Genomic DNA, 20,944 nt, shown 5'->3' with positions numbered 1-20,944 from the left:
GGCAGACACCTATCTATATCAAAAAATTCACAAATTTACACAATAAAAAAGAGCCTTACTATGAAGTAGGCCCTAGTTGTTTAAAAACCTTAGGAAGCACCGGCTTCTTCAAATTCTACTTCTAATTCTCCTAAACGGTGGTACTCTGCCAAAACAGCTTCTTGAATCTTGCTTCTTGTTCCTGAGTTAATGGGATGAGCAATATCTCTAAATTCGCCATCTGGTGTTCGTTTACTTGGCATTGCTACAAATAAGCCGTTGTTCCCATCGATCACCCTAATGTCATGAACAACAAATTCATTATCCAATGTAATGGATGCGATTGCTCTCATCCGTCCATCTGTATTGACTCTACGTAACCTTACATCAGTTACTTCCATTCTGTTCACCACCTTTACTAGTTGATAACATCTAGATTAATAAATTCAACAGAATTTCTGTAACTCCTGCATAATTGGAAAAAATTTTCGAATCATTAAGGTAAAATTATACAACCAATACAGATAAAGATCAGAATTTTAACTTTGAAGGTAGACAGTAGTCTTGCTAAAGCGCCTAGCCCTTGTGAAAAATAACCCTTTGCCTCTAAAAGTAAAAAACACTTTTTTAGCCAAATGAACATTTTTCTTCAGGGCTGTTCGAGGCGCTTACGCTTTTCTTTTTAGTTTATTAGTGCAATGACCTCTATTTCAAGTTTTACATCTTTAGGAAGTCTTGCTACTTCTACACATGAGCGTGCTGGTTTATGAGCTTTGAAATATTCGCCATATACTTCGTTTATTGCACCAAAATCGTTCATATCTTTAATAAATACAGTTGCTTTTACAACCGATTCAAATGATGACCCTGCTTCTTCTAGAACCGCTTTTAAGTTTTGAAAAACTTGGTGAGCTTGATCTTTTACGTCACCTTCAATTAAATCGCCGTTTTTTGTTAAAGGAATTTGACCAGAGCTAAAAAATAAGTTGTTCACAACAATCCCTTGTGAGTATGGTCCTATTGCTGCTGGTGCTAAATCTGTTTGTATCGTTTTCATTTTCTGTGCTCCTCCTAGATATTTATGTATTTATTAAAATAATTTCCTTTAGTTACACTAATCTTTTTTTCCTTTACGTCTACTCCTGAAAGTCGGATAAGCGACACATATTCATCGACTAACCTTTCCGCTTTCTCAGCTTCAACAAGCACAGCAATACCTGCTACATATGCTTTAAACTCATCTACTAAACTAATCATACCATTAATAGTCCCTCCTGCCTTCATAAAATCATCAACGATTAACACTTTTGACCCTTCTGAAAGGCTTCGTTTGGAGAGAACCATCGTTTGTATTCTTTTGGATGAACCAGAAACATAATTAATGCTTACTGTTGACCCTTCTGTTACCTTGCTATCCCTTCTGACAATTACAACTGGAACATTCAAGTAGCTAGCAACAGCATATGCTAATGGAATTCCTTTTGTTGCAACAGTCATGACAACATCTATCTTTGTATCAGTAAATGCAGCAGCAAACAAACTGCCTACCTCTTTCACAATTGAAGGATTCCCAAGAATATCAGTCATGTAAAGATAACCGCCAGGCAGCAGCCTTTCTGGACTAGAAATCCACTTACATAATTTATCAATTAATCTTTTTGCTTCGTCATTTTTCACCTTTACTTGAAATTTAACTCCGCCAGACGCTCCTGGTATTGTATGTAAAGTACCGATCCCTCTTTGTTCAAATGTCTCTTTAATGATGGCTAAATCTTCACTGATAGACGATTTCGCTGAGCCGTATCTTTCTGAAAAAAAAGAAAGAGAAACTAATTGTCTTGGATGCTCGACTAAATAATTCGTCATGTCAATTAAACGCTCACTACGACGAAACTTCATTTCTGAACCTCCACAAAATCCGAATATTTTTAACATAATATAACACTAACATACGGATTTAATCAAGAGAATGTCTTTCTCCTAACACTCTTACAGCAAATACTTGATCGCAAAATCCACGTAAACCATTATAAATTCGGTGCATTCTCGAATCGTGATGGACAAGTCCAAAAACCGTTGGTCCACTCCCGCTCATTAATACTGCATCTGCACCAAACCTCTTCATCTGATCTTTAATTTGAGCTACTTCTGGATATAACTTTAATGTAACGTCTTCTAATACATTTCCTACATTTTTGCAAAGCTTTACATAATCCCCTTCTTGAATAGATTGAATCATGTTTAATGTATCAGGATGTTTAAGGTCTTTTGTATCTAGTCTGCGATAGACATCTGCCGTAGAAACACCTATAAATGGCTTAGCAAGTACAACCCAACAGGTAGGCGGTGCTTGAAGTCTTTCAATTTTTTCCCCTCTTCCGGTAGCTAATGCTGTTCCTCCATATACACAAAAAGAAACATCTGACCCGATTTCTGATCCGATTTCCGCTAGCTCATCTAGTGATAAGCCTAATTTCCAAAGCTTATTTAACCCTCTAAGTGTTGCAGCTGCGTCACTACTTCCACCAGCTAATCCTGCTGCGACTGGAATATTTTTCTCTATTTTTATTAATACACCTTTTTTCACCTGAAATTTTCGCTTTAACAAAAGGGCTGCTTGATAAGCTAAATTTCTTTGATCATCCGGTACAAATCGGTTTAGAGAAAGAATTTTTATTTCATCCTTTTCTAACAGCTCTAGCTCAATCCGATCAGCTAAATCAATGGTTGTCATAATCATCTCAACTTCATGAAATCCATCTTGCCTTTTATGTAAAACATCTAATGATAAATTTATTTTAGCTGGTGCCTTAACTAGAAGCTTCAAAAATACCCACCTACTTTTTGACATTTTTCATCGTCGCATTATTTGTCCTATTTTACCACAAAAATAAATAAAAAAAGATAGATGGTTTTGGATATTTCTTATCACTTCTTAGCAGTTAGTATAGAAGTACAATCAATGGATATGATTAAAGCACTATGATTTCTTTGTAAATGAATATTAAGCCGAAGCAATAAGCTTCGGCTTACCGTAATGAATGATTTTGATCTAATTTCATGTATATAACTAAAGGATATGGCAGTTGCATTTTCAATGAATTTGTTTCAGAAGCTTATTGTTTATTGGCTAAACTTTGCTCAGCAATTTCTATAGCTCGTTTCACCATATTACCTGCATCTCTCGCTTTTATACCGCCCCAGCCTTCTTTTTGAACAACGTCATAAAAGCCTAGCTCCTTTGCAAGCTCTACCTTTAAACCTTCTGACATAACTCCTTTACGTCTGCTCAGCCTTAATCCTCTCCTTTCACATTACGGTACCTATATTATGGATCTTCTGGGCTGCTTTCATGTAATCCGGATATATCCATTTCTATCAAAATGATCCCCAGTTAACTATTTTATTATTTCCTTAAACGTAAAAAAGCAGTAAACATTGTTGTTCACTGCTTGTTTCAAATCATCTATTTCATTAGCTTAAAGCAACTTGTCCTGTCGTATCCTCATAGAAGGTTATTTGAACCGTTTCAGTTAAAACATCCGCATAGCTGTATGATACACGTTCAAACGCATTTTCTTCCTGATCTAACTGAATTACAAATACAGAAGGATAAGTTTCTGCAAGAACACCAGAACGTTCAATCGTTTTTCTGCGACCACCATTAGCCTTGAGTAAAAGTCTTTTCCCTAAATTTGAATCAAGAGCCTTTTTAATATCCGATAATGTTTTTGCCATTCGGTCCACCTCACTATGTAAAGAATATCACACTGACACGATTTTGTCAAACAAAAATATAAATTATAACAGCCTTTTTAAATCATTGTCAATATATTTTTTTCCGCCTTTTTTTCTGTTTTTCAACATTACTAGCCTTCCCATCCGAAAGAATAATATGTAGTAAATATTTATCGTGTAGAATTCACAAGAATTCAGTCGTAAATTACTTTAAAGGAGGAAGAATTTTTTTACCAATATCTCCCATCCCTTTTGCATTTTTTTGTTTTGATAATAAAATACTTGATATTTTTATCCTTTAATTTTCTTTCTGTTCCATGTTAAAAGGCATTCCTGTACGTAAAACACCCTTTGTTTCAATGCCTCCTAAACCCTTTTCACCCGTTAATGTATTTCTTAAAACATCCCAGACATTCACTCTATCCATAAAAGGAGTAAAACTGATTTTTGCTACAATATATACAGGATCAAGAGCGTGAATATTTACTCTAGAAGGAGAGCTTGCAAAATTTGCTCCTGCTTGAATAAGGGATTCAAAATGGGATTGACATGCACCTGCAAAAATAACAAGTTGATCTAAATGAGGTATTTTTTTCCTGGCCGCAATAACCGTTTGAACAAAATGCTTTGAATGTCGGTATGCATTAAGATCTGTCATTTTCCCTTTAGCTTTGGAGTATGCATCATGACCAGTTATGACTAAAATATTAGGTCTGTAGTAATCGATTAAATAGTCAATTTTATTAGGCATTTCTTTCTCATTGCAATGAATCCCTGTTACAGGAACTCCTATTCTTTTGTATAATTCTAAGCATTTTTTTAAGTATTCCGGATCTCCATCTAAATGAAGCACTCTGCCAGGAAGCTGAAAATAATTGAATGGATTGCTGTAGCCATCCGTTACAATATATTCTTGCTTTTGATTGATTAAATGTATATCTTGCCGAAATAATTTAAAGGATTGTTCTTCAAGTGTACGAAATTCCTTTGCAATCTTATTACGTTCCGAATGATTAAAAGGAATTAAGTCTTCATATGGTGCATCTGCTATTAAACGAAAATCCTCCCCATATAATATCGCCATTTTTTCCCCTTGCTGTTCCTTTATATCAATAACTCGAAACATAATATCACAATTATAAGAAATTCTACCTACGAATTCCTTCGGATTTATTCTCACCGCTGTCACTCCTATATGCCCTGCACAAGAGCCATTCTAGGCTGAAAACTTTTACCTTACATAAACTATGCAAGCGTCTAGAAACATGTGAAAAGAACAAAAGCGCAAGCGTCGATGTTGACTTATCGTAGACGAGGTGAGGGAGGCACCTCTAGTCGATAGGGCGCTGGCCGATTAAGTACACCACGGCCGCATGTCTTCATCGGCACTCGTACATCCTGTACATCGAAGCAGGACGTCAATACTCTAAACTAGAAATAAAGAGTGTCCCCAAAATGCAACACTACACATTTTAGAGACACTCTCTTAGTTAAAATACGAATATAATTCATCACTTAAACGAGCAAATTCTTCTATAGATAAAGATTCTCCTCTTCTTCTCGGTTCAATATCAGCTTCTTGTAAAGCTGATATAATTTGCTCCTTTTTCTCTTTTCCTTCTTGCAGCTGACTTGTTAAATTATTTAGGATCGTTTTTCTTCTTTGAGCAAAGCTTGCCTTTACTATTTTGAAAAAGAAGTCTTCATTTCTAACTTCAACCAGTGGGCCTGGGCGTTTCGTTAATCGGATGACTGCGGAATCAACATTCGGTTGCGGAACAAATACTGTCTTTGGAACAATTATTACAATTTCTGCCTTCATATAATATTGAATAGCAATCGAAAGAGACCCATACTCCTTTGTCCCTGGCTTTGCTGAAATCCGATCAGCGACCTCTTTTTGAAGCATGACAACCATTCCACGTATTGGGAGCTTCTCTTCTAATAGCTTCATGATAATAGGAGTCGTCACATAATAAGGTAAGTTTGCTACGACCATAATATCCTTAATATCTTGAAATTCCTTTTCGATCACTTCTTTGACATTTGCTTTTAATACATCCTGATGAACAATTTGAATGTTAGGGTAAGGAGATAATGTCTCTTTTAATATCGGGAGCAAGCGTTGATCGATCTCAAATGATACAACTTTACGACTTTTCTTTGCTAATTGTTCAGTAAGAGCACCAATACCCGGACCAATTTCAATCGCTCCAGATTCATTTGAAAGTTCAGCTTTCTCTACGATATTTCTTAATATATTTGTATCGATTAAAAAATTCTGACCTAAACTCTTTTTAAATGAAAATCCATATTTTTCGAGAATGGATTGAGTTCTAGCTGGTGTTGCAATATCCTTATGCATTTTCTTCCTCCTGACATATCTTTACTAATGCATCTCTAAATGTTTTTTGACTAATCGTAAACATCATAAGTCTTTTGTGCAGTTGTTTCCCATTTGTATAACCAATTTTCAAAAGCTTCCCTAGCTTTTCTCTTTTTTCTCTTGATCCCTTACCTCCTACTAAACCTGCATCAACTAAATCCTCATATGTAATTTCTTCTTGTATTGGTTCTAATAGCATGGTTCTTGCATCCTGAAGAGCTTTTATTATCGCATCCCGGGAAGCGTTCTCTACTCCAACAGATTTCCCTAATTTATCTAATGCCTCTTCTTTCGAAATAAAAGCATGCTTACAACCAGGCACATGCTCTGATATAATACTGCGAATTTTTTGCCCAGGGTAGTCGGGATCTGTAAAAATAATAACCCCTCTAGTTTGTTGAGCTAGCTTTATTTTTTCAATGGTCTCTTTATTAATAGCTGAACCATTTGTTTCGATCGTATCAGCATTGACTGATCTTTGTATTGCTGTAGTGTCATCTCGGCCTTCTACCACAATAATTTCTTTGATTTTCATGACTCCTCCAAAAATAAATAAAATATTTGAAAAAAAAATGAAACATTTTTGTAATATATATCGTCTAATTAATTGAAAAGCATTATAATAGAAATAGATGATTTTTATTATAGCTTACTTATACGAAAAACAAAAAAACAGAAGATATCCATCCTCTGTTTCAAGTATGATTAGCTTAGTATTTTGATTTTTACTTTCTTTCTTCCCCAGCGATAAGCATCCGCTTTAGAAGCAAAGAAAACATCGATCTTGTGGCCATCTATAGCACCACCAGTATCAGCTGCAATAGCATAGCCATATCCTTCTACGTATACTTTAGTCCCTAAAGGAATGACTTTGGGATCTACAGCAATGACTTTTGCATTCGGATTTGATTTTAAATTAATTCCAGTAGCAGTGGTACCTGAACAACCATTACAGCTTGCCGTATATGCTGTTGAACTAACATATAGTTCTTTTCCTGCAGGTTCTTGTCCACGGGAGACAACAGGCTGAGCAATGGGTTGTGTGCCTACAGATACAACTTGATCTTGTTTTTCAACTTTTGTCGTTTCGTTTATGAGTGTTCTAGCTACTTCAACACCATTTTCTAATAAAACTTCAAATTCTTTGGACAGAATACCTTCTTTACCTTCGGTTAATATTTTTTCTGTCCCACTTGCTAATTGATCATCTTTTTTTGTTACAACAGCAAAACGAATCGGTTCTTCCACTACATCGGTGACTTTTTCTACTCTAATGACTTTAACGACGGCATCCTTTTGAACCTGATTCTCTAAGCTAGGTTCTACTCTGTCCAATTCTGATAAGGAGATGCCCTGATGTGATAAAAAGTCAGCGACCGTAGTCGAAGTTGACCACACTTCTTGTTTATTGATTCCATTTTCTAATATTAATGGGAAAGCTCTGTGAATCATAATGTTTAATTCACTTTTAATCTTCGTTTCTTTTTTTGGTTGAATCTCATCATGGTCAGTTAATAATATTTGATTCTCTTCCAATAACTCTTCAACCGTTTTAGCTGTTGTCCAAACTGTTTTTTTCTTTTCGTCTTCCAAAATTTGAACCTTTTTCGCCGGCTTCCACTCAACTTTTAATTGGTCTTTTATCTCTGTATTGACTGATGGGGATACATAATCTTCTGAACGAATGTTTATATTGAGTTCTTTAAATAGATCTTGAATAGTTGATGAATGTGTTGTGACGACTTTCTTTTGACCGTCAAGTGTTAAAGCGACTGTTTTCTTTGACGCCTCATAAAAAATAAACCCAAATGACGCCGCGAAAACAATAAAACTAGCCAACATAACAGTCAGCTTTTTATTGCTCAAAGTCTTGGAAAACAGATTTTTCATAGTTTGTATGACGATGAAAAACGCCTCCTTTTCTCTCGGAGTGATTATATAGACTATCTTGATCGTTGTCAACCCCTCCATTCCTGGAGCATCTTTTATTATTATGCAAAATATTCCTATATTTAGAAAGAGTGTTTTGTCGACATAATCATCCTAAGAGAAAAGAAAGTCATGTAGAATTGTTTAGAATACGTGAAGATTTGGACAAATCATTCTGATTATCGACACGATTAGTTATCAGATGATGTCGAATAATTTCTTTGCATTTTTAGTCGTCATTCGAGCTACTTCTTCAAAAGATACGCCTTTAATTTCTGCAATTTTTTCTGCCACGAGCTTTACATAGCTAGGTTCATTTCTTTTTCCTCTAAAAGGATGAGGAGTTAAATACGGACAATCCGTCTCCACCAATAGCTTTTCTAGTGGAATGGCTTCTGCTACTTCCTTTGGTTTTTTTGCATTTTTAAACGTAACAGGACCTCCAAGAGATATATAAAAGTTCATATTAACGCATTCTTTGGCAGTTTCGACACTTCCGCTAAAACAATGCATAATTCCCCCTACCGTTTTTGCTTCTTCCTCTTTTAATATATGAATAATATCTTCAGTAGCATCTCGATTATGGATTACAATTGGCAAATTGACCTTTTTTGCTAAACGTATTTGCTTTCGAAATACTTCCTGTTGAATCTCTCTAGGTGATTTATCCCAATGATAATCCAATCCCATTTCACCTAATGCCACCACTTTTGGATGCTTCGAAAGCTCTTCAATCCAATCTAAATCCTCGTCTGTCATATCAATAGCATCTACAGGATGCCATCCGATGCTAGCATATAAAAACTCATATTCCTCTATTAATTCCATTGCTCTATTAATTGTCGGACGATCAAATCCTACAACCACCATGTTTTCAATCCCTGTTGCTTTTGCTCTTTCAATGACATCCTTTAAGTCTTCTTCAAATTGTTCAGCATTTAAATGAACATGAGTATCAAAAAGCACGAAGATCTCTCCTTTTTCACTATATATTACACTTTGTTTACATTTTAATAAGAAAAGCGGAAGCGCCTTGATCAGCCGCGACAGACATAAGAAGCGATACATAGAAAATCCTGATTTTTGGAGTATCGTGGCTTATGATCCGAGCGGCTAGGCGCTGGAGCTAGACACCAGTTGGAGTTTCAAAAACTTATACTTATTCTTAAATGAAACGTATCCTTTAACTACTGTCAAAAAAACTCAGCTTATAAAGAAAAACATAGAAATATATCACGAATTGTTACACGTGAAACATTTCTATGTCTATAAAAACTTATTTCACTCTTGCCCCTAAAGGAAGAGATTCATCTACAGTTGCTAAAGACAATACATCATCCTTTTTACCGGCTAAAATCATCCCCTGTGAGAGCTCCCCTCTTAGCTTCACTGGCTTAAGATTCGTTACGCATATTACCCTTTTTCCAACTAGCTCTTCAGGTTTGTAGTATTGAGCGATACCTGAAACAACTTGGCGTTTTTCATAGCCTAAATCTAGTTGAAGCTTTAATAATTTATCCGCTTTTTTTACTGGCTCAGCTTCTACTACCTGTGCTACTCGTAAATCAATTTGCATAAAGTCATCAATGGTAATCTCTTCACTCAAAGCATCTTCTTTTGCTTTTGGTTCTTCTTTTTGTGGAGCAGCAGGTTTGAGAGATTCTCCTTGCATCTTTGTTTTGATAAATTCAACCTCTTCTTCGATATCTAATCGTGGAAAAATAGGTTCACCCTTTTTAACCTGGGTCCCTTCTGAAATAAGACCAAAATCTTTTAAGCTATCCCATGAAGTAAGCTCTTCCTCTTGAATATTTAGCTGCGCTAAAATTTCTTTAGGAGTAATCGTTAAAAACGGCTGCAATAAAACCGCAATTCTTCTTAATGATTCAGCTAAATGACACATTACATCTGCTAGCTTTTGCTTATTACTTTCATCCTTGGCCAATACCCAAGGCTGAGTCTCATCAATATACTTATTTGTTCGACTAATTAATTGCCAAAGAGCTGTCAGCGCAATAGAGAACTCCATTTTTTCCATTGCTTCCTCGTATTTGACTACCGTTTCTTGATGTGCTGTTAATAACAGTTGTTCAAACTCTCCCTCTGATCCTTGATAGGAAGGAATCACACCATTAAAATATTTATTAATCATCGCAATCGTACGATTTAATAAATTTCCTAGATCATTGGCCAAATCAAAATTAATTCTTTCTACGAAGCCTTCTGGTGTAAATACGCCATCTGCTCCAAACGGAACTTCTCTAAGTAAGTAATATCTTAGTGAATCTAAACTATATCGATCAATCAATGTGACAGGGTCAACAACGTTCCCCTTAGATTTCGACATTTTTCCATCCTTCATTAACAGCCAGCCATGAGCAAATACCTTTTTAGGCAGCGGTAAACCTAAAGCCATTAACATAATTGGCCAATAGATGGTATGGAATCGTACAATTTCTTTTCCCACAATATGAACATCAGCTGGCCAATAATTTAAGTATTTAGAATCATCGTCAGTACCATAACCTAAAGCAGTAATATAATTGGTCAAAGCATCGATCCACACATATACAACGTGCTTTGGATTTTCAGGTACTTCAATTCCCCAATTAAAGGTTGTTCTTGATACAGCTAAATCCTCTAAACCAGGCTTAATAAAATTATTGATCATCTCATTTTTTCTTGATTCAGGCTGAATGAAATGCGGGTTTTCTTCATAATATTTCAGCAATCGATCAGCATATTTACTCACTTTAAAAAAGTATGATTCTTCTTTCACTTTTTCTACAGGTCTACCACAATCAGGACATTTACCATCTACTAATTGACGTTCTGTGAAATAGGATTCACAAGGAGTACAATACCATCCTTCATATTCTCCTAAATAAATATCGCCTTGCTTTAACAGCTGTGAAAATATTTTTTTAACTACTTTTTTATGACGTTCCTGTGTTGTTCGGATAAAATCGTCATAGGAGATATCGAGCTTTTTCCATAATTTTTGTATCCCATCTACAATTTCATCTACATATGCTTGTGGAGTCACACCTTTTTCATTTGCTTTTTCTTGAATTTTTTGGCCATGCTCGTCTGTTCCTGTTAAATACATAACATCAAATCCTCGCAAACGTTTATAGCGTGCCATTGCATCACCTGCAACAGTCGTATACGCATGTCCTATATGAAGGTTTCCACTAGGGTAATAAATAGGCGTTGAAAGATAAAAGGTTTTTAATTTCTCTTCCATTTGAGATTTCCTCCTTTTCAATAATACAATACGTTAAAAGATTGATTACACGCCGAGCTTTCTTATAATCACTTGGTTTTTCTTGACAAAATACAGGAAGTATGTAGAATATTTGTTAATAATAAGATTGATCAAAATTATGAAATCACTTAGTTCCCACAGATCCCTTCATCGAAGTAAATGCGAATGTTTGATAAAGAGACTAGCACTTTCTGATCAATGCATTTATAAACGAACCTACATTCAAACTCTTTTTCATCAAAAGATCCAAACTCTATTTACTTTAGAGTATTCGGTATACTATTTTTTCACTGACAAAAAATCCCGCTCAACATCGAACGAGAACTGAAAATGATCGTATTCCTACATGAAGAAATAAGCGTTTGTTTTAAGTATTTACTCGTCATCATAACCTCTACTATCAACAAAATATACCTAAAAATGTGAATTTGTGCAACCAATTATAGCTCTACTCATAATATATCATAGAATGGTTTCTATTTTCTGAAAATGATTGGAAAATTTTCTACCTTACCCACACAAAACCAACCTCTTTACCGAATATTATTTGGAATATATATTCTTGTAGAATTTTGTCGAAATTTAGTTCAATTATTTTTTTGAAATAATATTAAAGGTGTTTATTATTGGAAATATCAATACCAATTCCTTATGAATTTGTTGTTATAACAGCGTTTAGATAATATTCTAAAAAATAAAATAAAATAATTGACGTTTATGGGAATGGCTGGTATTATTAATAAGAACAAAGAAATTTGTCGAAATATAGAGAAATAGATAGATAAAAAATAAATAAATGGAGATTGAGAGGAGATATACAAATGAAATCTACTGGTATTGTTCGTAAAGTTGATGAGTTAGGTCGTGTCGTAATTCCAATCGAATTAAGACGTACATTAGGAATTGCTGAAAAGGATGCTCTTGAAATTTATGTGGATGATGAGCGCATCATTTTAAAGAAATACAAACCAAATATGACTTGCCAAGTAACAGGTGAGGTTTCTGATGACAACCTTACTTTAGCAGGCGGAAAATTAATTTTAAGCCGTGAAGGTGCAGAAATCCTATTAAAAGAAATCAAAGATTCCTTCGAGGTTTCTAAATAAGAAATTTTAAAAAAAGTGGAAGCGTCTTGATTAGACCTAAAACTAGACAAGCGTCTACTTTCAAAACTTATAGTTATAAAAAACAAAGCCCTCCAAGAGTGAAGGGCTTTGTCTTTTTGAAAATCTATCTTTTTAATCCTATTCTTCAATATGATAGGCATGATAAACGTCTCTTTTACTCATGTCTCGGTCCATTGCCGTTTTCTTTATTGCTTCTTTAACTGCCATTTCTTTTATCTTTACATAATGATCGACATGTTCACTTATACTTAGCTGCTCCCACCACGAAATAACTTGAGAGTCTTCATTTTCATTCAAACTCTCCTCAATGATTAAACAAAATTCCCCTCTTACTTCTTCACGATTAGCCCACTCGCGAACCTCTGAGACCGTACCTCTAATAAATTCCTCATACTTTTTAGTCAATTCTCGACAAATAGCGATTTTACGATTTCCAAATGATTCTTCAATCAAAAGCAATGTTTCTTTTAAACGATGCGGTGCTTCATATAATATGATCGTTGCAGATATTTTCTTTAATTCCTCTAATTCTTTTCTTTTTTCTTTTTTCTGTCTGCTTAAAAATCCATAAAAATAAAATGGATGCGTTTGTATACCAGAAGCAATCAATGCTGTGAGAGCCGCATTTGCCCCAGGTAATGGAACAACCGCTAATTGCTCTTCTATGGCTTTTGCTACAAGCTCTACACCAGGATCTGAAATCGTTGGCATTCCTGCATCACTCACGAGAGCAATTTTTGATCCATTTTTTAATTTTTGGATCATTTTCTCTCCACTCGTCTCTTTATTGTGCTCATGATAACTTATCATGGGGGTTTCTATTTCAAAATAATGACATAGCTTTTTTGTATTACGAGTATCCTCTGCAGCGATAAAGTCACTTTCTCTTAGGATTCTTATCGCCCTATAGCTCATATCTTCTAAATTTCCTATGGGAGTTGGAACAAGGTATAAGATACCTTTCTTTTCTTCATCAGCGAAGCTTTTTTGTTGCCACATAGTAACCACCTGATTCCTTTACTAAATACTCTTCTTTCTTTTTCCTAGACCATTGTTTAAACTGATATTCAGCCTTCAAAGCATCACTTTTTTGGGCAAAGCTCTTTGTATAGATTACTTCTACAGGTCCTCTTCCTCTTGTATATTTAGCTCCTTTTCCTTCATTATGCCGCTTTATTCGATTAGGTAAATTGTTCGTATACCCAGCATACAAACTTCCATCATTGCATAATAAGACATAAAAAATATGTTTATTATGATTCTCCATATAACATCTCTCTTATTTCTGACGTATACTCATTATGCTCATTATAAATGAAAAGAGGAGGCAGAATTCTTAAATCTGGATTTCCATCCTTAATTGCCTCTACTAAAAGTATATTTGATTCTTTTCCCTTATTCGGATAAACCAATTGAATCCTTTTCGGTTCCAAACGATATTTCCTCATTAACATAATGATATCAAGCATCCTACCAGGACGATGCACAAAAGCAACCTTTCCTCCTTGTTTAACAAGCTGACTTGAAGCCTTGATCGCATCCTCTAACGTACATAATATTTCATGACGTGCATAAGTCAAATGTTCATTTTGATTCAACTGATCTGAAGCTGGAGTTTGAAAATATGGAGGATTACAAGTGACAACATCAAACTTCCCATAACCTATTTGGTTTGCGATCCCTTTTAAATCAGCATGAATCATATGTAAACGGTCTTCTAAACCATTATATTTTATGCTACGAACAGCCATATCATAAAGGCGTTCTTGAATTTCAACTCCCATTATGAAACCCTTTGTCCGAGCACTTAAGAATAAAGGGACGACTCCATTCCCGCTGCATAGGTCTATAATGGTTCCTTTTTGAATGGGAACATAGACAAAACGTGATAATAATACCGCATCAAGGGAAAATGAAAAAACAGAAGGACTTTGTATGATCCTTAATTTTTCTGCAAGTAAATAATCTAGCCGTTCATCTCCAATTAATCGAACCATCTGTAAATCCTCCATCGCTTCTTTAAGTAAAAATGTCGAATAATTTACTGCTCAAACTCCTTGATTAGCTTCTTAATAAAAAGAGAAGATGTGACTTTATATTGTTCATAATAAAAGGTGCCCCTCAAAATACACAGCTTTCCTCTAAGATAGCAAGTATAATCATAAACTCTGTTATGAGAAACTATATATCTGTAGAGGAGCCTCGCATTTTGTTTTAGGACACCCTTAAACACTTACTTCTTATTTAAAAAGGACAGACAAAACAAACAATCTCCTTCTTTTCGAGGACTTCCAAAGTGAAGATTACAAATGTGAAAACCTTCATGATAAAGGCGAGCTAAATTATCATATCCTTCACCAATATCGATTAATTTATCCTCATTTGAAACAGGTTGATTTTGTTTTTTTTGATCTTTATCTTTTAATCCTAGCTTAGAAGTTGATTTTTCAAGACGTCGTCTTAAATGATCATTTTCTATTTTCAAAGAATTATTCTCTTCAAGAATTTCGCCTACATGCTGCTTTAACTCACCAAGCTGTTTATATAAATGCCCAATTTGAGTTTCTAAATTAATCACTGAGTCAAAAATCTCTTTTTTATCCACGCTTCCACCTCATTAATCTGTGGATTGTACCGAAACAGCACCTTCTTTTAATATTTCTTCTAACGTATACTCGAGTACACGATCATGATCGGCTAATTCAACTTGTAGTACTCGCTCTAAAATATTTAATCCAACTACTTTCCCTACGCCTTGAGGTGTTGTGATTCTCTCTCCTAAGTCAGGAAGCTGTTCTTTCGCTGTCTCATAAATATCATTTTCATATTTTAAACAACACATGAGTCGCCCACATAATCCCGAGATTTTAGTTGGATTTAATGAAAGATTTTGATCTTTTGCCATTTTGATCGATACAGGCTCAAAATCACCTAAAAACGTAGAACAGCAAAGCATTCGCCCACAAGGTCCAATCCCGCCTAGCATTTTTGCTTCATCCCGAACACCAATTTGGCGTAATTCGATTCTCGTACGAAAGATCGCTGCTAAATCTTTTACTAATTCACGAAAATCTACTCTTCCATCAGAAGTAAAATAAAAAATAACTTTATTCCGATCGTAGGTGTATTCTACATCTACTAGCTTCATATCTAATCGATGAATGGCTATTTTTTCACTACAAACATCATATGCTTCTTTTGCAGCCATTTTATTTTCATCAACAATCATTTGATCCTTCTGATCAGCAATTCTAAGAACTTTTTTCAAAGGTAGAACGACATCGTGTTCATCAACTTTTTTCGGGCCAATAACTGCTTTTCCGTATTCTATGCCGCGAACTGTTTCAACTATCACAAAGTCATCCTTTTCAATAGAGAGATCACTGGGGTCAAAGTAATATATTTTGCCAGCTTTTTTAAATCGTATTCCTACTACATCATACAAATGAAGATCCCTCCTGCAAATTCAACACCAGCTGTTCCATTAACAGCTGTGGGTTCATATTTCCTTGCAGCTTTCGTTTTGCCTCGAAAATCGCCGTCATTTGTTCGGTAAGACGCGTTCCAGTTGTTTGCAACGCATATTGCTCTAAACGATTTTTTTCATTTAGATAAACAACTTCATTCTCTTTGCCAAGCTGTATATATAATAAATCCCTAAAAATTAGAAGTATTAAATCTAAACCACGATCTATTTGGGCCTTTTCTTTAAAGTGTAAAAACCATTCTTCTTGAAGCGCTACCAATGATTCAAGAGAATTTTTTTTTAACACTTCATATAATTTTACCACTATTTTTTGTGCTTGTACAAACCAATCATTTTGGCTTAACTCAATCGCTTCATTTATATTATTGGTTAAACTAGCTAATAATGGTGCTTGATTAGGCGTAATCCCGAGAGAAATCAACTGCTCGATCATGTTTGAAGGAGGTAACGGTCTAAAAGGGATCGTTTGACATCGCGAAAGAATAGTTGGTAATATTTGCTGTATTTGCTCTGTAATTAATATGGCAATCGATTGAGATTCAGGCTCCTCAAGAAATTTCAACAAACTATTTGCAGCATTTACGGTCATTCGGTCAGCATGATGGATCATATAAATCTTCTTTTTAGATTCAACTGCTTTTTTTGAAAACTCTTCCTGTAATGCTTGAATCTGATTCTTTTTAATAGAAAGTCCATCTGGTTCTACTATATGAACATCCGGATGATTTCCATTTTGAATTCTTTTACAATTCGTACACTCCTCACAAGGCATATACCCGTTCAGTAGAGTCTCACAAAATACACTTTTAGCCAAGATCAAACCAGCATCCATTTTTCCCGTTCCTCGCATACCTTCAAATATATAGGCGTGGGCGAGACGATTTTTTATCAAACTATTTTTAAGCATCTTTATCACAAGTGGTTGTTGAATCTCAATTTGTTCCCATGTTCCTGTCATTGCCTTCACTCACTTACGTATATAAATTAACTAATAGACCTTTTATTTCTCCCACTTGTTCAAGTAAATTCAAAGATTTTTTTTCTTTATTGATGATTTCTTCCGTTAACTCAATAAGCTTCTGATCAATAGTTTCTACCATTTTCAAGGTTCTTCCTTGACCTAGCTGGTTCCAGCTATTAGATTGCTTTAGATTCATTCCAAAATCAACGGTTTCTTTTATAAATCTCTGAACTAACGTTTTATATTTTGATAAGTCCTTAAAAGTACGTGAGCGACTCAGTCGTTCACCTGCATCATCTATGGCGTTAAGCAGCTGCTGAAGCTGTGTCATTTGAAGCTTTTGGTCTTGCTTTTGAACTAATTCCTGAAATTTCAGCCTATCGTGTACCACGTTTTTTGAATCATGTATCACTTTGTTCCTATTCAAACGGAGTTCTTGATTTATCTTCATGACATTTCCCCCGTCTACCTTTAATAATATTAATATTGCTGAAATTGCTCAACAGGTAATACAAATACAGTAGCTCCCCCTACCGCTACTTCAATTGGATAAGGGACATATGAATCTGCATTACCACCCATCGGGGAAACTGGGGCAACTAACTGGTCACGAGATTGGCAATTTTCCTTAATAATTTGTAAAGCTTTTTCTACTCGAATATCCTCTGTACCAATCATAAAGGTAGTATTTCCAGATTTCAGAAACCCTCCTGTCGTCGCTAGCTTCGTTGCACGAAAGTTATGCTCAACAAGAGCATTTAATAATCGATTGCTATCTTTATCTTGAATAACAGCTAGAATCAATTTCATTTTTTATCCCCCTTTACAATACTCCGTGTAAACTTATTTATATTATAACAATTATTTTCAATTCAGACATTCCTAATATTAGCAAAAGAGGATATAAGAAATGCGGAAACGCCTTGATCAGCCCTGAAGAAAAATGTTCCTTTGCCTCCTAAAAGCGCTTTTTTGCACTAGTGTGAAAATCGTGAATTCCACTTATGGTACCATATAATCTAAACTAAATATGTTTTTTCTTTTTAAAAGAATATGCCCTATAGCTTGTCTTTTATGGCATTTTTTTATTTTACAATTAGAATTTATAAGTTTCTGAAGTTCGACTGATGATGTCTAGCTCCGACGTACAGGACGTACTAGTGCCGATGTTGCAACAGGAAGTGGCGTACTTAATCGGCCAGCACCCTATCGACTAGAAGTGCTTCCCTCACCTCGTCTACGATAAGTCAACATCGACGCTTGCGCTCTTCGTGTTTCCTTTATCTCACTCGATTCAGTCCAGCACTTTACGTCGATGAGCAAGGGCGCTTGCGCTTTTCTTTATTATTCAATCGTTCGTATACCTTTGCTGATACTTCTTGTAATACTATTTCAATTGATTGTGCTGCATCCACCTTATAAATACGATTATGGTATTTTTCCAATAAAAGATAATAGCCTTCCCTAACCTTTTGATGAAATGATAAATTTTCAAGATCTAATCGATTCACTTCTCTACCGCTATGCTTCTGTATTCTTTTTAAACCTACTTCTGGATCAATGTCAAAATATAAAGTAAGATCTGGCATCGTACCTTCTATTGCAAAGTGGTTAATAGAATATACTTCATCTATCCCAAGCCCTCTTGCATATCCTTGATAGGCAAGTGAACTATCAATGAAGCGATCACATAAAATAATAAATCCTTTTTCTAATGCTGGGCGAACCTTTTCCACAAGATGCTGCCTTCTTGCTGCAGCGTATAAAAGTGCTTCTGTTCTTGCATCCATTGAAGTATGATTTGGATTAAGAATAATCTCTCTGATTTTTTCAGCTAGCTCAATTCCACCTGGCTCTCTAGTTTGTAAAACTTCATAACCTTTTGAACGAAGATCTTGAGCAAGTAAATCTATAATCGTTGTTTTTCCAGCGCCCTCTGGCCCTTCAGCTGTAATAAATATCCCTTTTGTCATCGTAAACCTCCATGCTGTTTAAATCTTGACCCTTCTAAGTAACATACACATTGATTGTTCCATCTTTCAGAAACGGTGTGCCTTGAAATTTAGCACCACTTGTTAGGAGTAGTTTTATATATTCAATATGAAAAGTAGTGATTTTTTCCCCAGGAAATAATATTGGAATTCCTGGGGGATATGGAATAACTACATCGGCACAAATCTGATTCATTGCTGAATCCAAAGGCACCAATTTCTTTTTTAATTTCTTTCTTTCTGTTTCATTCACTTCTATTGCAGCTACTTTTTGTTGATAAACAAAAGTATGCTTTTGAATCCCTTTATCTTCAACATCTATTAATGCTTGCTTCATTGCTTTAACAATTCTATCAAATGGATAGTCCATCTTATTCTTTAATAGTGGCAATACAAATAGGACATTATAAGGATCCGCAAGCTCTGTATAAATGCCCGATTTTTCTAATCGTGCTTGAATTTCAAACCCTGTTAGTTCTGAAGTGGTCTGAATTGTCATTTTTAATGGATCACATAATCCTTTTCTGTATGTTAATACTCTGATTCCTTTTATACATTCAATCTGCTTCTTAAATTCTTTTATTTTCCCTGTTAAATACGCAAAATCCAACTCAGAATATGTACTAACATAGCTTCTCGCGATGTCTAACGAGGCCATAATCAGATACGACGGACTGCTTGATTGTAAAATAGTTAGATAATACTCAACCTCTACATTTGATACTCGTTGATTATTAATATGAAGATAAGCACCCATTGTCATAGCTGGTAACGTTTTATGGGCAGATTGTACAACAAGATCTGCACCCAATTCAATAGCTGACTGGGGAAAATGCTTTGAACCTATAAAATGAGCTCCATGTGCTTCATCAACTAGTACCGTAATATTGTGATCATGTGCCAAACGAATTAATTTACCAAGATCATAGGTCATACCATAATAGTTAGGATAGGTTAAAATTAACGTCTTTGCGTTGGGATATAATTCTATCCCTTTTTTTAAAGTTTCATAAGAGACATCATTTGAAACAAGCCAGTCCTCATCATATTCAGGACTTAAGAAAATTGGTCTTCCCTTTGCTAATGAAATCCCATTTAATATCGATTTATGACAATTTCTTTGAACTAAAACATCATCATTTTCTTTGACCATGGATAGAATCATAGCTAAATTTCCAACTGTTGATCCGTTTACTAAAAAATAGCTCTTCTTTGCTCCATATGCCTCCGCTAATAATCTTTCAGATTCTAAAATTGGTCCTGAAGGAGAGTGTAAGTCATCTAATCCTATTAATTCAGTAGCATCAATGGTTAGTAATTCTTTAAAAATTTTATATCGTGCATCTAAATTTATCGAAAGTAAATGGCCATCTTTATGACCTGGTACATGCAAAGAAATGGGCTTTTTTTTAGTATGTAACAGAAGCTGATCAAACAATGGAGTGGAGAATTGATACATTCATTTCACCTTCATCATTGTAATTTTGAAGTCTACATTATTTTACTCAAAATATAGAAACAAATAAATAAGCATTTTTGTAAGAAATCTAACTTAGACAAACACACAAGAAACTTTTCATTCATACAATATCATGTAATCTCTAATAATCCTGCATGTGATCTAACTAAGGGAAATTCGCGAATATAATAAATTTTCTAAATATTGTATATATTAATCCTCTTAAGGAAAGAATACGTGTATGGAGGTGGGAGAATTGAGTTCGTTAGCAGCAAAAAAACAGACTGGTGAAAAATGTGTCATCTGCGAACAAACGAAATTACAAGGCATACATTTATTTACTACTTTTATCTGCATTGATTGTGAAAAAGACATCTTAAATACAGAAACAAGTAGTCCAAAATATAAATATTTTTTAAAGCAGCTTAAAAAAATATCCACTTCAGAAAATTTACATTGATACCATGTGAGCTCCTTGCGGGCTTTTTACTTTATATGATTTATAACAAAAAAGAGCACCTGATCCAGATGCTCTTTTTTGATGCCTAGCGACGTCCTACTCTCACAGGGGGAGAGCCCCCAACTACCATCGGCGCTGAAAAGCTTAACTTCCGTGTTC

Annotated in this window: 24 protein-coding genes and 1 rRNA gene; 2 read left to right on the top strand and 23 right to left on the bottom strand. The window is 34.9% G+C overall.

Annotated elements, in window-relative coordinates:
* Positions 1 to 89: 89 nt before the first annotated feature.
* The 12 genes from spoVG to metG all read right to left on the bottom strand — a co-directional run bounded on the left by spoVG (position 90) and on the right by metG (position 11,279).
* The gene (gene spoVG, locus FDO66_RS18675) at positions 90 to 380 is read right to left on the bottom strand and encodes a septation regulator SpoVG (protein ID WP_141434178.1); all 291 of its coding nucleotides are present in this window, start codon (positions 378 to 380) and stop codon (positions 90 to 92) included.
* Positions 381 to 661: 281 nt separating this feature from the next.
* Entirely contained in the window at positions 662 to 1,036 is a 375-nt protein-coding gene (locus FDO66_RS18670) for a RidA family protein (RefSeq protein ID WP_141434177.1), read from the bottom strand.
* Between the two features lie 14 nt (positions 1,037 to 1,050).
* Positions 1,051 to 1,878, bottom strand: coding sequence for a pur operon repressor (gene purR, locus FDO66_RS18665; protein ID WP_141434176.1), 828 nt, complete (start codon positions 1,876 to 1,878; stop codon positions 1,051 to 1,053).
* A 58-nt stretch (positions 1,879 to 1,936) separates the two neighbouring features.
* Complete coding sequence (gene ispE / locus FDO66_RS18660; protein WP_141434175.1) at positions 1,937 to 2,806, bottom strand: 4-(cytidine 5'-diphospho)-2-C-methyl-D-erythritol kinase; 870 nt, start codon at positions 2,804 to 2,806, stop codon at positions 1,937 to 1,939.
* Between the two features lie 289 nt (positions 2,807 to 3,095).
* Positions 3,096 to 3,272: a small, acid-soluble spore protein, alpha/beta type gene (locus FDO66_RS18655; protein WP_141434174.1), complete on the bottom strand. Its 177-nt coding sequence runs from the start codon at positions 3,270 to 3,272 to the stop codon at positions 3,096 to 3,098.
* 181 nt (positions 3,273 to 3,453) lie between these two features.
* Positions 3,454 to 3,717, bottom strand: a complete 264-nt coding sequence (gene veg / locus FDO66_RS18650; protein ID WP_141434173.1) for a biofilm formation stimulator Veg — start codon at positions 3,715 to 3,717, stop codon at positions 3,454 to 3,456.
* Between the two features lie 298 nt (positions 3,718 to 4,015).
* Positions 4,016 to 4,906, bottom strand: a complete 891-nt coding sequence (yabG, locus tag FDO66_RS18645; protein WP_395939817.1) for a sporulation peptidase YabG — start codon at positions 4,904 to 4,906, stop codon at positions 4,016 to 4,018.
* Between the two features lie 297 nt (positions 4,907 to 5,203).
* The gene (rsmA, locus tag FDO66_RS18640) at positions 5,204 to 6,082 is read right to left on the bottom strand and encodes a 16S rRNA (adenine(1518)-N(6)/adenine(1519)-N(6))-dimethyltransferase RsmA (protein ID WP_141434171.1); all 879 of its coding nucleotides are present in this window, start codon (positions 6,080 to 6,082) and stop codon (positions 5,204 to 5,206) included.
* Complete coding sequence (gene rnmV / locus FDO66_RS18635; protein WP_141434170.1) at positions 6,075 to 6,638, bottom strand: ribonuclease M5; 564 nt, start codon at positions 6,636 to 6,638, stop codon at positions 6,075 to 6,077. Before rnmV ends, rsmA begins: the two co-directional genes overlap by 8 nt.
* Before the next feature lie 170 nt (positions 6,639 to 6,808).
* Complete coding sequence (locus FDO66_RS18630) at positions 6,809 to 7,993, bottom strand: resuscitation-promoting factor (protein WP_141434209.1); 1,185 nt, start codon at positions 7,991 to 7,993, stop codon at positions 6,809 to 6,811.
* A 237-nt stretch (positions 7,994 to 8,230) separates the two neighbouring features.
* Complete coding sequence (locus FDO66_RS18625) at positions 8,231 to 8,998, bottom strand: TatD family hydrolase (RefSeq protein WP_141434169.1); 768 nt, start codon at positions 8,996 to 8,998, stop codon at positions 8,231 to 8,233.
* A gap of 310 nt (positions 8,999 to 9,308) precedes the next feature.
* Complete coding sequence (metG, locus tag FDO66_RS18620; protein WP_141434168.1) at positions 9,309 to 11,279, bottom strand: methionine--tRNA ligase; 1,971 nt, start codon at positions 11,277 to 11,279, stop codon at positions 9,309 to 9,311.
* 836 nt (positions 11,280 to 12,115) lie between these two features.
* On the opposite strand from metG, the gene FDO66_RS18615 reads away from it, so the two are divergent.
* The gene (locus FDO66_RS18615) at positions 12,116 to 12,406 is read left to right on the top strand and encodes a transition state genes transcriptional regulator AbrB (RefSeq protein WP_181444654.1); all 291 of its coding nucleotides are present in this window, start codon (positions 12,116 to 12,118) and stop codon (positions 12,404 to 12,406) included.
* 138 nt (positions 12,407 to 12,544) lie between these two features.
* Here FDO66_RS18615 and rsmI read toward each other — a convergent pair whose 3' ends face one another.
* From rsmI to FDO66_RS18565, 10 genes are all read right to left on the bottom strand, one after another.
* Entirely contained in the window at positions 12,545 to 13,426 is an 882-nt protein-coding gene (gene rsmI / locus FDO66_RS18610) for a 16S rRNA (cytidine(1402)-2'-O)-methyltransferase (protein ID WP_141434166.1), read from the bottom strand.
* The gene (locus FDO66_RS18605; protein ID WP_141434165.1) at positions 13,401 to 13,694 is read right to left on the bottom strand and encodes a GIY-YIG nuclease family protein; all 294 of its coding nucleotides are present in this window, start codon (positions 13,692 to 13,694) and stop codon (positions 13,401 to 13,403) included. The genes rsmI and FDO66_RS18605 overlap by 26 nt, the downstream gene beginning before the upstream one ends.
* The gene (locus FDO66_RS18600) at positions 13,681 to 14,424 is read right to left on the bottom strand and encodes a tRNA1(Val) (adenine(37)-N6)-methyltransferase (RefSeq protein ID WP_141434164.1); all 744 of its coding nucleotides are present in this window, start codon (positions 14,422 to 14,424) and stop codon (positions 13,681 to 13,683) included. Before FDO66_RS18600 ends, FDO66_RS18605 begins: the two co-directional genes overlap by 14 nt.
* A gap of 236 nt (positions 14,425 to 14,660) precedes the next feature.
* Positions 14,661 to 15,032 carry a DNA replication initiation control protein YabA gene (yabA, locus tag FDO66_RS18595; protein ID WP_141434163.1) on the bottom strand — a complete coding sequence of 124 codons (372 nt, stop codon included), beginning with the start codon at positions 15,030 to 15,032 and terminating at the stop codon, positions 14,661 to 14,663.
* Positions 15,033 to 15,044: 12 nt separating this feature from the next.
* Entirely contained in the window at positions 15,045 to 15,872 is an 828-nt protein-coding gene (locus FDO66_RS18590) for a PSP1 domain-containing protein (RefSeq protein ID WP_141434162.1), read from the bottom strand.
* A complete protein-coding gene (gene holB / locus FDO66_RS18585; RefSeq protein ID WP_141434161.1) occupies positions 15,865 to 16,872 on the bottom strand; it encodes a DNA polymerase III subunit delta' in 1,008 nt (335 codons plus the stop codon). Before holB ends, FDO66_RS18590 begins: the two co-directional genes overlap by 8 nt.
* A 13-nt stretch (positions 16,873 to 16,885) precedes the next feature.
* Positions 16,886 to 17,326, bottom strand: a complete 441-nt coding sequence (locus tag FDO66_RS18580; RefSeq protein ID WP_141434160.1) for a YaaR family protein — start codon at positions 17,324 to 17,326, stop codon at positions 16,886 to 16,888.
* Between the two features lie 29 nt (positions 17,327 to 17,355).
* Complete coding sequence (locus FDO66_RS18575; protein WP_141434159.1) at positions 17,356 to 17,685, bottom strand: cyclic-di-AMP receptor; 330 nt, start codon at positions 17,683 to 17,685, stop codon at positions 17,356 to 17,358.
* 497 nt (positions 17,686 to 18,182) lie between these two features.
* Complete coding sequence (tmk, locus tag FDO66_RS18570; RefSeq protein WP_141434158.1) at positions 18,183 to 18,848, bottom strand: dTMP kinase; 666 nt, start codon at positions 18,846 to 18,848, stop codon at positions 18,183 to 18,185.
* 34 nt (positions 18,849 to 18,882) lie between these two features.
* The gene (locus FDO66_RS18565) at positions 18,883 to 20,325 is read right to left on the bottom strand and encodes an aminotransferase class I/II-fold pyridoxal phosphate-dependent enzyme (RefSeq protein ID WP_141434157.1); all 1,443 of its coding nucleotides are present in this window, start codon (positions 20,323 to 20,325) and stop codon (positions 18,883 to 18,885) included.
* Positions 20,326 to 20,572: 247 nt separating this feature from the next.
* Here FDO66_RS18565 and FDO66_RS18560 point away from each other — a divergent pair, with 247 nt between their 5' ends.
* On the top strand, positions 20,573 to 20,785 hold the full coding sequence (locus tag FDO66_RS18560) for a sigma factor G inhibitor Gin (protein WP_395939814.1): 213 nt from the start codon (positions 20,573 to 20,575) through the stop codon (positions 20,783 to 20,785).
* An 83-nt stretch (positions 20,786 to 20,868) separates the two neighbouring features.
* On the opposite strand, the gene rrf is transcribed toward FDO66_RS18560, so the two are convergent.
* Positions 20,869 to 20,944: ribosomal RNA gene (rrf, locus tag FDO66_RS21590) — 5S ribosomal RNA — on the bottom strand; the annotation flags it as partial.

Source organism: Bacillus sp. 03113, assembly GCF_006546985.1.
Lineage (GTDB): Bacteria > Bacillota > Bacilli > Bacillales > Cytobacillaceae > VATK01.
The sequence above is the reverse complement of the archived record's forward strand: the minus strand, read 5'-3'. Positions and strand labels throughout refer to the sequence as shown.